Below are 12,460 nucleotides of genomic sequence, written 5' to 3'. Positions count from 1 at the left end.
ACGACTTTTCTATAGACTGAAGACTAAGGACTTTGGACTAAAGACTCTACACTCCCAACTCCCAATTAGTCCTCCCTGCTTCCATCATCCGCCATTCTCACCATTTTTGGCTCAAATTTAGCCACCACATCAACCAGTTCAGTTTGTGCTGCCATCACTTTATTAATGTCTTTATAGGCCATTGGCGCTTCATCTAAACCTGCACCGATCAGGGTAACATTATGGTCTTTTAAAATGGCTTTCATATCCGATTTCGTAATTGATTGAATCGCTTTTGTCCGGCTCATTTGTCTACCGGCACCATGCGATGCAGAGTTAATCGCATTCATTTCTCCTTTCCCCCTGACCAAAAATCCTGGTGCGGTCATACTTCCCGGAATAATCCCCATCACGCCTTTACCAGCAGGCGTTGCACCTTTTCGGTGTACAATTACTTCTTCCCCATCAAGCATTTCTTTCCAGGCAAAATTATGGTGATTTTCTACCTTGGCTAAAACTTTTGCGCCAATGGCTTTGGTCAATCTTTTATGGATTACCTCATGACAAGCTGAGGCATAATCTCCAGCCAGATTCATGGCAATCCAATACTCTTGTCCTTCGGCAGTGTTTAAATCCAGGTAAGCCAGGTTTGCAGCTTCTTTAGGTAATTTACAGATGTCTTTAGCCAGTTTGGTATAATGGCCTGCGATAGTAGCGCCAAAGCCTCGTGAACCGGAGTGGGTTAGCAAAGCTACATAACGACCCTTATCGATATTCAAGATCTCATCGCGTTCCGCGAAATCAATAATTCCCCATTCTACAAAGTGGTTACCGCCGCCCGAAGTACCCAATTGCGCCCAGGCCTTCCCGTGTAAGTTTTTAAGAAAAGGAGTTGAATTGAAAGTTTCGTTTTCTAAAACATCATGGTCTGCTTTTTCATTCCCCTTAAAATTTTGACCTGCGCCAAATTTCGTAAAAGCAATCAGTTCACGTTTGTACATCGCATCTTTACCTAAATAATGTTTTTCAGGGATATCGAAAATACTCAGGGCCATTCGGCAACCGATATCTACACCAACGCCGTATGGAATAATTGTATTTCTGGTGGCCAATACTCCACCTATCGGCAAGCCATAACCTTGGTGTGCATCGGGCATTAGTGCACCCGCAACTGAAACTGGTAATTTCATGGCGACATCCATTTGGTTTCTGGCACCTTCTTCAATATAATCTGCACCAAAAATCGAATAATCTTTAGCGTTGTTAATCAGTTCAATGGTTCCGTCTGATTTTGGATTGGATTCCTCAATCACGGCTGTTGCCAGTGTATTTAATACCTCGTCATCCAAAAAACTTTCAGGATAATCCTTTACTTTTTTAAATAAGGCCAGTAATTCTTTTTCCTCTATATCCGTGAAATTTTCTTTCAGGATATCTAAGGCTAGGCCTACTATTTTTCCTTCGGTATAACCTATTTCAATCAGGTTGTTACCTGTTATGTTGTTGTTCATTTTTTTATTTTTTAATTGGCATAAAGTATAGCTCGCATTTCTACAAGTAAACATTCGATCTGCCGTTCATCTGGTTTATCCTGAAGATTGCTTGTTAGCGTTTCTTGCTCAATTTTTAGCATCAGTTGTTCTGCCATTTTTAATACTTCATCATAATCAAACTCGCCTCTTTTTATCGAAAGAAGTTCATCTCTGTTTTGCCTTTTTACGGTAAGTTTTCCATCACTTACAATTTCAAGTGCCACTTGCAAAAGCCTTATGGTATGCATCATGTTTTTAGCATCGTAATCTTTACCATGAGTCTTATTTAGCTTATAGCGCTCTTCATTTCTTTTTTCTACCCATTCCCAATATTCGTTATGCTCCTTGCAATAGGAGGAATAACTGTCCTGATTAAAAAGCAAATACCCAATTTCTATTTCTCCGTGAGGTATAGCGGATACTGAGACATCATTAGCGGTTTCCTTATTTGCAATCCCCTTGTAACCAAATTTCTTTTCTGCATCATAAAACAGCGCATAGAGGTTTTTAGCATTTGGAATTTTTGATAAGCCGCAATCAGCTTTAGAAATTTTGTGCTTTTTAAGCCATGTATTAGCTTTAACAGATGAATAACTTTCTGTAATGAAACAAAAATCCAATACCGTTTTTCTCTTTTTTGGTATTGGGTTTAATATTTTCTTGTTCAAACCCTTCGCTTTTCTGATCTGTGTCAAAGCATATCCACCAAAAGTATCTTTGCAGAGCTTGGATAAAATGATATCGATATTTAGCTTATCCATAATCGGGTGTTTGTATAAAATATATTCTTCTGGAGTAGCCAAAATTTCTACGATGTTCGGGTTGTTCTTGATCAATAATTCAACAAACCGGCCGATCTCATAATATACTTCATCATTGCTTTCATTGCTGATTTGCGGAATGTACTTTAGACCAAAAAACATTTCTTTTGGCATATAATATATCCCTTTAATATCAGTATCTGATTGTGGCGTATCCAATCCGTAAGCTTTGCTGCCACTTAAACATTCAAATAACAGCAGATTTTTTTTCTTTAAATCTTTAATTGTCATAACGGTTTAGCATATTTCTAAAAAAGGTATCAAGCATTTCGGCATCAAAACTTTCTTTTGGTAAATCTTTAGCGCCTCCAGTGCAGTTATTAAACTCCTCGTCAATGTATTTGCCCAATTCAGGGTCTATCTTGATGATAAAACCTTCTGCAGAAGCCGATTTTAATGTGATTAAATCCTTTACCAATGTTTGAAGCTGCGCTGGCATTAGGGTTAAAAGCGGACCGATGGTCATTGGTGCAATTGTATTTCTCTCTAAACACCATTTTGCCGAAAGTAAAGGGCGGAGTACATAAAAAAGTTTTTTGATCTTGATTTCGTCACCATTTGTTACGGTTTCCAACGCGCCATGTGCTATTCCTAAATAATGATTGACATTCGTTTTCCTATAAAAATAAGATTGGCACAATGTCCATAATTCATCCCTGAAATGAGTTTGTTCTCCGTAAACAATGGGCGATTGTAACCATTCGAATGGAGTAGTGTTCGATTTACGAATCAATTTAAGTACTTTTTTTATATCCCAACCATATATATCTAACTCGTCATTGATTGGAAAACCCAAATGATCGTCTTTATCCGAAACGGAAAGATAATAATTAAGCGGGCGTACATAAATAAAACGCACGTCAAAATCGCTATCTGGTGATGGAAATTCCCATCCACGGCTTCCTGATTCGCAGGCAAATAATATTTTAATATCGTTTGCCTTTTCTATTTCTGCAAGTCTGTTTATGATGGTGGTTTTCATTTTATTTTCTAATTAATCCCCGGCAGGTAAAACTCACCTAACCGAGGGGTTTCTAAATTTAATTTTAATTAATGAGGCTACAAATGCAAAATGTATTGTTTCTAATTTGGACGAAGTAACATTTTTCAACGGCACCCATTTTTTGAGCGCGTAATTTTTAAGAGCAATACTGGCAAGTGTGTATTTACTAGCAGGATTCGAACCTGCACTATATTCAACCAATCGAAGTAACACTTGCACAACGGCATCTTAATTTTTTAATTAACAGAAGCAAAAAGCAACAAAAGTTTACGGGGCAAGTCGTTGCCGGAGTCGAACCGGATAATCTTGCTGGTTTACAACTTCATTATTCCTCCCCTCAATTGTGACGAAGTAACACTTGTTTACGGCATTCTGTGTGATTTTAATTAAGCAAGGTAAAAGGCAAAAAGAGACTATTTTCCTGCTCTAACCAGTTGAGCTATTCTATTTTATAAGAAGTAGGATTCGAACCTACAACCCGGGTATCCCTAAATACGAAGTAACTCTTTTTTACGACACTTGCTAATCTTTCAATTTCTTTTAAATTCCCTCAATCAAAATATTGTGTTTGGGTATTGTATAATTCATATTTTAATACTTTAATATTCTTGTTCATTAGAGCAAGGTAAAGGGCAAAAAGAGACTGTTTCCTGCTCTACCACTGAGCTACCCATTTTCATGGGGCAGGATTCGAACCTGCGACACGGGCATTAAGAGTGCGAAGTAACTCTTCTTTACGACACTTGCTTTTTTAAATTTTCTTTTAAACTCCCGCAACCAAATATTGCGGGAGGGATTTACAATGTAATCTGATTTATTTTTTCTAAAGCAGATTTGGTATCTTCCATTGCTGAAAGGATATCGAAAATTTTATCCGACCATCCTGCCAAAAGGTAAACATCGTTCTTTTGTATATCTATGGGCAGTTTAACATAACCTGAAAGATCGAATAAGTACAACTTTGCATCCGGAGCAATTTTTTTATAATTAGTCCATGATTTGGCAAAAGAATGACTGGTATGATTACTGTTCCACATTTGTGTATCAGTAAATAACATTACTTTATCAACTACTTCTTTCTTTTTGATCAGGTTTTCAATAACCAGATGCCCGTTTGTGGAGTAACCCACTTCACCTTCCCGTCTATAATACTCCTGAACGTTTGTCAAAACATTTCTTTTTGGCATGTTGATTATTTTCCAGGTATCGCCAAACATGCCCGATACTACATTTTTGCATTGCGATTGTAATAACATCGCCAACATTAATCCGATATCATATAAAAATATCGAGCTTTTTGGCGAAATGGCATGTTGCATCGAACCTGATACATCGCAGGCTATCACTACCGAAGTATTAATGCCAAAACCTTTAATGTTTTTTGCACTGCACATTACCGCATCTTCCAGGGCATCTAAAATGGCCGAAGCATATTTTGATTTCATCATCTTGATCTCACGGTAAGCTGATAAAAACCTGAACGGCAATTGCTTCGAGCTTAAAACTGCTTTCTCGTTTGACAAATAGCTACAAATCATTTCAATATGGTTACCTGATACATTGGCTTCCAAAATGTTGCGCAGGTTTCTTAACAAGGCCATATAACCAATTTTTTTGCTTTCGATCATTTCTTCCCATTTTTTGGTAAAGGCCAATGCTCTGGCAGATTCGTTTTCAAATCTGTTTTTTCCCAAAGCCGAAAGTTCAGTTTCCCAGGTGTAGGGTGTAGCTAAGCTATCTGATGCTATTTTATTAAATATCAACTGTTGATCGGCATCTTTAGCTTTAGGATGTACCAAAAACAAAGCGTCTTTTAATTTCACTTCAGCATTTCTGTTATATTTAGCGAATTGATATTCATCAAAATTGTTAAAAGATGCTACTAAACCTTTTTGTATCTGTTTTGAAAGTTTATTCAGTTTTTTGGTTTGAGTCCGCTCATTTGCAATCTGATAGTAAGCCAACATTTCGGTGATCTCATCAGCACGTAAAACAACCCTGTTTACTGTTTTGCTCACGATTGAGTTACCTGAAGTTTTTCTGGCCAACTCTACCGATAAAACCATTGGTATTGATCTCAAATTCATCTGCGTCCTGGCATAAACAGCCAATCTTGCAACGAATTCCGGATTGCATTTTTCAATCAAAGCCTTAATTCTTTCTAACCTGCTGTTGCCAGCTTCATAAAACGAATCGTTCAATCCTGTAGTAACAACTGCAGTATACAGTTCCATTTCAGGACTCATGATATATGCTTTTGCACCCTCATGATTTGTTGTTACCTGTGTGTTTTTGTTAAAGAAATTGAATTTCATAATCGTTGAATTAAGTGTTTAATTTTTCTTTTTATCAGCGCAAATATCTTTGCCGTTCTGACATTACAAAGATGCCACCACCACTACGCGACTGATTTGCGTAGTGAAAATTATTTTGCTAATTATTATTTAAATATTTGATAATCAGTTAAATAATTTTAATTTTCCCGTTCAAATATTTCTTTTATTATAATCTACGCAAATGTATTGCGTAGATGTGAAACACTTTCCTATATTTAGATCAACGAAATCAACTGATTTCTGGCAGAAACCTAAATCCACTCCAAAATGGCCGTAAATAAATTGGCGCTCATCCGGTATAAAACCATCGACGATTGTTTGAAAAACCGATTTAGAAAATGGACATTGGAGGATCTTATTGAAAAAGTATCAGAAACGCTTTACGAACTTGAAGGTATTACTACAGGCGTAAGCAAACGGACTATCCAGGCAGATATTCAGCTGATGCGAAGTGATAAATTAGGATACAATGCACCAATCGTAGTGAAGGATAAACGTTTTTATGCTTACGAGGATTCAAATTTCAGCATAACCAAAGCGCCGATCAATAATGCTGATGTAGATAAAATGAAGGAAATTGTTGGCGTACTGAAACAGTTTAATGCCTTTAACTATTTCGACGAAATGAGCGATATGATCGCCCGTTTAGAAAATAACCTCTACAAATCAACCAAACAAAGTGGCAACAATATCCAATTGGAAAGCAATAAGCTGGTTAAGGGTTTAGAATGCATTCCGCCACTGTACCAGGCGGTTTTGAATAAACGATCGCTATTGATTGAATATAAATCTTTTAAAGCGCAGCAATCGCAACAAGGCATTTATTTTCCATATCTCTTAAAAGAATATAGGAACCGTTGGTTTTTGATCTGTAAAGCAAAGAAAAGACCAGGAATCTTGAATCTGGCTTTAGATCGAATCATTGAATTTCAGGAATTGCCCAATGAAGAATTTTTTGCTTACCAAGGGGTAGATTTCGACCGGTATTACGAAGATCTGATCGGTGTAACCAAAAATGAGAAAGATCGTGCCCAAAAAGTGATTCTTGAATTTACCAACGATCATGCGCCCTATGTGGTGACCAAACCTTTGCACTCATCGCAGGTAATATTAGCAAAAAACGATAAAACAACCACATTTAGGATCGATGTAGTATTAAATTACGAACTGGAACGTGAGATTTTAGGTTTTGGAGAATGTGTTAAAGTGCTTTCGCCAAGGATATTGATTTCTAAGATTAAAAAACGACTAGAATGGACTTTTAAGAAATATGAGAGTGATATTTAATGATTGAATTTTGAATGATTTAATGAGAGAATAATAGCAAAGTTGCAATATTCTCTCATTCAATCACTCTTTCATTTAAAATTCACTCATTCAATTTTAACTCTTAAACTCGCTCGTTTTATGGAATTCAATATCAGGATAATCCTGTTTGGTTAAATTAATCATGTATTCACTATCCGCCAAATAAACCGGATTGGCTTCTTTATCGAAACCGATGTGTTGTTGCTTACGCTTCACAAACTCGTCCAATTTCTTTCTGTCGGTAGAAGTTACCCAGCTCGAACGTGTATAGCTCAATGTACGGAAACGGCATTTTGCGCCGTATTCGTGCTCTAGCCTGAAATTGATTACCTCGAACTGAAGCTCACCTACGGCGCCAATCACTTTTCTATTTCCGGGCTGCATTACAAATAACTGTGCAACACCTTCATCCGTTAACTGCTCAATACCTTTTTCCAACTGTTTAGTACGCATCGGATCCATGTTTTCTACTTCTTTAAAGATAGATGGAGAGAAACTTGGAATTCCTTTAAACTGTAATTTTTCACCTTCGGTTAACGTATCGCCGATTTTAAAGTTGCCACTATCGTATAAACCTACCACATCGCCCGGCCAGGCCTCTTCAACAATACTTTTCTCATTGGCCATAAAATCCATTGGGTTGGAAAACTTTAGTTTCTTATCCTGACGGGTGTGATAATAGAATTTATTGCGTTCGAATTTACCTGAACAGATTCTTAAAAAGGCAATTCTGTCACGGTGTTTCGGGTCTAAGTTGGCGTGGATCTTAAATACAAAACCACTAAAATTTTTCTCTTCAACCAGTACATCACGTTCTTCTGCTTCCCTATGGCGAGGGCTTGGGGCTATATCAATAAAGGTATCTAAGAGTTCTTTAATCCCGAAGTTGTTAATCGCACTGCCAAAAAAGACAGGGGCAACCAAACCATCGGTGTATAAATCTTTATCAATTTTGCCGTAAATGCCATCAACCAGTTCCACATCGTCTTTCAACGTATTAATCTCGTTTTCTTTCAGATAGTTCAATAAAGATGGATCATTTAAATCATTCGCTGCTACAACTGAATCAGTTACCTTGGTTTTATCCGAATTAAATAAGTTTAAATGTTTGTTATAAATGCTGTAAACACCTTTAAAGGTATGTCCCTGACCAATTGGCCATGAAAGCGGACAAAGGCTGATGTTTAGTTTTTCTTCAATTTCATCCAATAAATCGTAAGCTTCTTTACCCTCACGGTCCATTTTATTTACAAAAATAATCACCGGGGTATTACGCATGCGGCAAACCGACATCAGTTTTTCGGTTTGTTCTTCCACACCTTTTACACAGTCTACCACTAAAATCACACTATCCACCGCCGATAAAGTTCTGTAAGTGTCTTCTGCGAAATCTTTGTGACCAGGCGTATCCAGAATATTAATGCGTTTGCCACTGTACTCGAAACCCATTACCGAAGTCGCAACCGAGATACCACGTTGCTTTTCAATCTCCATAAAATCGGAAGTATTGCTTTGGTTCGCTTTGTTCCTTTTAACCGCGCCTGCAGTGTTAATGGCACCACCAAAAAGCAGAAACTTTTCTGTCAGCGTGGTTTTGCCCGCATCGGGGTGACTAATAATGGCAAAGGTTTTACGTTTTTCTATTTCAGGGTTAAGCATAATAAAATTTTGGGTGTAAAAAGAGATGAAACCTTGTTAAAGGAATTTAACAGCGATAAGATTTGAATATTGTTGTTTCATCAGGCCGCAAAGATAAGGAATTTGATTAAAGTTTGAACTGGTTAATTGAAAATAGCTTGATTGCTAAAGGTTTGAAAAGCAGGTGATAAGAGAGAATTAAAGAAGTCAAATTTTTAAAACTTGACTTCTTTGGCTATATAAGTGGCATTTATCGAAAATTATCTGCTTAAAATTAAAATTTCTCATCAATGATTCTTTAGTTTTGTGCTAAAATGTTTAGCTTTATTCGTCCCTTCGTTTATTGCTAACTAAAATTTTACTGCCGATGCCCACTCTAGAAGAAACTTCTATGCCCGCAGAAATTGCGGCTAAATTTGTTAATTACACCTCAAAACATGTTTTCTTAACCGGAAAAGCCGGAACAGGTAAAACAACTTTTTTACGGAAACTCATTCAGCTTACACATAAAAAGGCTTTAATTGTAGCGCCTACTGGTATTGCTGCCATTAATGCAGCTGGGGTAACCATACATTCGCTGTTCCAGATGCCTTTTGGCGCTTTTTTTCCTGATGCTGCGGGAGCGTTGATCAACGAAAACATCAATTTCAATTTTAATACGCCTAAAACTTTGGTAAAACACCTAAACATGCAGGGCAATAAACGCCGCATGTTACAGGAATTGGAGTTGTTGGTTATTGATGAGGTGAGTATGCTACGGGCAGATATGCTCGATGCCATCGATTTTGCCTTGCGTTATGTTCGAAGGAACAGAAATCTTCCTTTCGGTGGGGTACAATTATTATTTATCGGCGATCTGCACCAGTTGCCGCCTGTGGTAAAAAATGACGAATGGCGCATTATGGCCAAATTTTACAAAAGCATTTACTTTTTTGATGCGCTGGCGTTGCATGACAACCCACCTGTTTATATCGAACTGGATAAAATTTACCGTCAGGATGATTCGGTTTTTATCGATCTGCTGAACAACCTGCGGAACAACAAAATTACGGCTGAGGATACTGCATTGCTTAGACAACATTTTAAGCAGGATTTTAAACCTTCGGCAGAAGAGAATTATATCACTTTAACCACGCATAACAATAAAGCAGATAACATTAACCGTGAGCGGTTAACTCAGCTGAAAAATAAGTCTTATTTTTTTGAGGCAAAGGTTCAGGGTGAGTTTAATGAATATGCTTATCCTAATGATAGAAGCCTTGAATTAAAAGTTGGCGCACAGGTAATGTTCATTAAAAATGATATGACCGCCGAAAAGCGCTATTATAATGGTAAAATCGGTGTAGTGCATCATATTGAAAAGGATGTAGTTGAAATTGAGCTGCCGGAAGATAAAGTGGTGATCCAGATTTCGCCCTATACCTGGGAGAACGTAAAATATAAATTAGACGAAGCAACCAACGAGATCAAAGAAAATGTGGCCGGTTCTTTTATTCAATATCCCATTAAACTGGCCTGGGCCATTACCGTACATAAAAGTCAGGGTTTAACTTTTGATAAGGCCATTATTGACGTGGGTGAAGCTTTTGCGCCAGGTCAGGCTTACGTGGCGCTATCACGTTTACGTTCCTTAAAAGGGTTGGTTTTAACCTCTCATCTGCGTGAGAGTGGTTTACAGCAAGATCAAAATGTACATTATTTTTCAAAAACCAAGCAACCTTCAGAAGTACTTAACGAGCAGATCAGTACAGAGAGTTATACTTTTATCCGCAGTTACCTGCTGGCTGCATTCGATCTGAACCTGATCCGTTATTATTTAAAAGAGCACCGCCAAACTTTTGATAAAAGCGAAAAATCGGCCAAACAAAGACATGAAGAGTGGACGGATACAGTTTATACCGATTTTCAAAAAATAACGGCAACAGCTGATATCTTTGTGAATCAGTTGAAAAATCTGTTTTCACAACAAACTGAGCATACTTTATTTAATGTATCGAAAAGGGTAGTGGCCGCATTAAAATATTTTAATCCGCTGGTTAAGGAAATTTCAGACCGTTTTCTGGCTCAAATCGAAGTGATAAAAGAAGAAAAACAGATAAAAACTTATGTTACGGAGCTGCTCGAACTCGAAATTTTGGTGTATGAGCAACTGAAAAAAATGCATAAAAGCAAAGCCCTTTTGCAAGCGTTGATTGATGGTAAAGAGTTTAGCAAAGCAGATACCGATGCACTATTAAACACGGTTGAAAGAAATAAGCAACTCCAAAAAGCCATCCAGTTAAAAGGAGAAACGCTCAAGGTAAAATCAGCAGCCGAGAAAAAGAAAAAGGAACCAAAAATAGATACGAAGCTGGTAAGCTTCGAACTTTATGAGCAAGGCAAAACCATTGATGAAATAGCAAAGGAACGTGGTTTTTCTGTTGGTACCATTGAAGGACATTTAGCTTATTACGTTTCAACCCAGCAATTGGATGTAACCAAACTGGTAAAAGCCAATAAAATCAGAAACATCAGCGATGCGATAGAGAGCCAGAAAACAAAATCGATGGCTACGATCAGGGAGTTTTTAGGTAAAGATTATTCGTTTGGTGAGATTAAGTTGGTGCTGGCATCGTTATTTCCATCAGAGGAATAATCTCTTTTTAACCGCAGAGGGTGCTAATTCATTTTACCACAGAGAAAACAGAGTTAAGGCACAGAGAGCACAAAATTTTATGGAAGAAGATTTATTAACAAGAACCATCATTGGGTTAGCAATAGATGTTCACACAGCTCTTGGACCAGGGTTGCTGGAGAGTGCTTATAAGGAATGTCTATTCTACAAGATCTACAAGGCAGGATTTCAAGTTGAAAAAGAAAAAATAATGCCTTTGCACTTTGAAGATGTAAGATTGGATTGTGGTTATCGAATCGATATTCTGGTAGAAGACAGGCTAGTTTTAGAATTGAAAAGTATTGAGCGATTAACTGACATTCATTTAGCACAAACCCTAACTTATATGAAATTGGGTGGTTATAGGTTTGGATTAGTGATGAATTTTAATGTTTTAAGATTGAAAGATGGAATCAAAAGAGTTGTTAATGGGTACTAAAAACACCTCTGTTTCTCTGTGTAAACTCAGTGTACTCTGTGGTTAAACTATTTATGGATTCTGTTTTCCACGTAAATATTTGTGTCCTTTGTGGTTAAAACTTAAAATTATTTATCTTAGCATTCGTGGAGAAAGTTAAAGTTTTAGCGCAGTACATGCCAGAACCAGCGGCACCGCTAATTGCGAAGTGGATTGATTATTTTCAATGTGAATTTAAGATCGCTAAAACCCGTTCTACAAAACTGGGCGATTACCGTCATCCTTACCAGGGCAGAGGCCACCGGATTTCGGTAAACTTCAACCTCAACCATTATGCTTTTTTAGTTACCACTGTACATGAATTTGCGCATTTACTCACCTGGAACGATTTTAAAAATAAAGTAAAACCGCATGGCTCTGAATGGAAGAAGAATTTTCAGCGGATGATGGTTCCTTTTTTTGAATTAAATATTTTTCCTGATGATATCCATAAAGCGATTGATAATTATATGTCAAATCCGGCTGCCTCAAGTTGTTCCGATTTGCATTTATCGCGTGCTTTAAAAAAGTATGATAGTAATACAACGGAGACTTTACATTTAGAGCAGCTACCTATCAATACCAATTTTAAGATTAAAGATGGCAGGCGTTTTACCAAAGGAGAAAGGATTAGAAAGCGGTACCGTTGTGTGTGTTTAGATGATAAACGTTTATATTTATTTAATCCTCTGGCTGAGGTTTTTGTGCTGGAATAACGAAAAGTCGTCATTTC

At 37.3% G+C, this 12,460-nt stretch carries 9 protein-coding genes; 4 read left to right on the top strand and 5 right to left on the bottom strand.

Features of this window, described 5'->3' with window-relative positions:
* Window positions 1-65: 65 nt before the first annotated feature.
* The 4 genes from H9L23_RS19690 to H9L23_RS19675 all read right to left on the bottom strand — a co-directional run bounded on the left by H9L23_RS19690 (window position 66) and on the right by H9L23_RS19675 (window position 5,650).
* Window positions 66-1,490, bottom strand: coding sequence for an RtcB family protein (locus tag H9L23_RS19690; protein WP_187591941.1), 1,425 nt, complete (start codon window positions 1,488-1,490; stop codon window positions 66-68).
* Between the two features lie 11 nt (window positions 1,491-1,501).
* Complete coding sequence (locus tag H9L23_RS19685) at window positions 1,502-2,563, bottom strand: DNA polymerase beta superfamily protein (protein WP_187591940.1); 1,062 nt, start codon at window positions 2,561-2,563, stop codon at window positions 1,502-1,504.
* Window positions 2,553-3,314, bottom strand: coding sequence for a nucleotidyltransferase domain-containing protein (locus H9L23_RS19680; RefSeq protein ID WP_187591939.1), 762 nt, complete (start codon window positions 3,312-3,314; stop codon window positions 2,553-2,555). The genes H9L23_RS19685 and H9L23_RS19680 overlap by 11 nt, the downstream gene beginning before the upstream one ends.
* Before the next feature lie 818 nt (window positions 3,315-4,132).
* A complete protein-coding gene (locus H9L23_RS19675; protein ID WP_187591938.1) occupies window positions 4,133-5,650 on the bottom strand; it encodes a TROVE domain-containing protein in 1,518 nt (505 codons plus the stop codon).
* 288 nt (window positions 5,651-5,938) lie between these two features.
* Here H9L23_RS19675 and H9L23_RS19670 point away from each other — a divergent pair, with 288 nt between their 5' ends.
* Window positions 5,939-6,958: a helix-turn-helix transcriptional regulator gene (locus H9L23_RS19670; protein ID WP_187591937.1), complete on the top strand. Its 1,020-nt coding sequence runs from the start codon at window positions 5,939-5,941 to the stop codon at window positions 6,956-6,958.
* Between the two features lie 96 nt (window positions 6,959-7,054).
* On the opposite strand, the gene H9L23_RS19665 is transcribed toward H9L23_RS19670, so the two are convergent.
* The gene (locus H9L23_RS19665) at window positions 7,055-8,638 is read right to left on the bottom strand and encodes a peptide chain release factor 3 (protein WP_187591936.1); all 1,584 of its coding nucleotides are present in this window, start codon (window positions 8,636-8,638) and stop codon (window positions 7,055-7,057) included.
* 346 nt (window positions 8,639-8,984) lie between these two features.
* Between H9L23_RS19665 and H9L23_RS19660 the strand changes: the two genes are divergently transcribed.
* The 3 genes from H9L23_RS19660 (at window position 8,985) to H9L23_RS19650 (ending at window position 12,443) form a co-directional block, all read left to right on the top strand.
* On the top strand, window positions 8,985-11,252 hold the full coding sequence (locus H9L23_RS19660; RefSeq protein WP_187591935.1) for a helix-turn-helix domain-containing protein: 2,268 nt from the start codon (window positions 8,985-8,987) through the stop codon (window positions 11,250-11,252).
* Between the two features lie 79 nt (window positions 11,253-11,331).
* A complete protein-coding gene (locus H9L23_RS19655) occupies window positions 11,332-11,709 on the top strand; it encodes a GxxExxY protein (RefSeq protein WP_187591934.1) in 378 nt (125 codons plus the stop codon).
* A gap of 125 nt (window positions 11,710-11,834) precedes the next feature.
* Complete coding sequence (locus H9L23_RS19650; protein ID WP_187591933.1) at window positions 11,835-12,443, top strand: SprT-like domain-containing protein; 609 nt, start codon at window positions 11,835-11,837, stop codon at window positions 12,441-12,443.
* Window positions 12,444-12,460 lie beyond the last annotated feature (17 nt).

The sequence above is a fragment of the Pedobacter roseus genome, assembly GCF_014395225.1.
Taxonomy (GTDB): domain Bacteria; phylum Bacteroidota; class Bacteroidia; order Sphingobacteriales; family Sphingobacteriaceae; genus Pedobacter; species Pedobacter roseus.
This window is presented reverse-complemented; position numbering and strand designations above follow the sequence as displayed.

Coding starts and splice junctions, on each gene's coding strand:
- H9L23_RS19685 (WP_187591940.1), bottom strand. CDS start 2,563: ATGACAATTAAAGATTTAAAGAAAAAAAATCTGCTGTTATTTGAATGT.
- H9L23_RS19670 (WP_187591937.1), top strand. CDS start 5,939: ATGGCCGTAAATAAATTGGCGCTCATCCGGTATAAAACCATCGACGAT.
- H9L23_RS19660 (WP_187591935.1), top strand. CDS start 8,985: ATGCCCACTCTAGAAGAAACTTCTATGCCCGCAGAAATTGCGGCTAAA.
- H9L23_RS19665 (WP_187591936.1), bottom strand. CDS start 8,638: ATGCTTAACCCTGAAATAGAAAAACGTAAAACCTTTGCCATTATTAGT.
- H9L23_RS19655 (WP_187591934.1), top strand. CDS start 11,332: ATGGAAGAAGATTTATTAACAAGAACCATCATTGGGTTAGCAATAGAT.
- H9L23_RS19690 (WP_187591941.1), bottom strand. CDS start 1,490: ATGAACAACAACATAACAGGTAACAACCTGATTGAAATAGGTTATACC.
- H9L23_RS19675 (WP_187591938.1), bottom strand. CDS start 5,650: ATGAAATTCAATTTCTTTAACAAAAACACACAGGTAACAACAAATCAT.
- H9L23_RS19680 (WP_187591939.1), bottom strand. CDS start 3,314: ATGAAAACCACCATCATAAACAGACTTGCAGAAATAGAAAAGGCAAAC.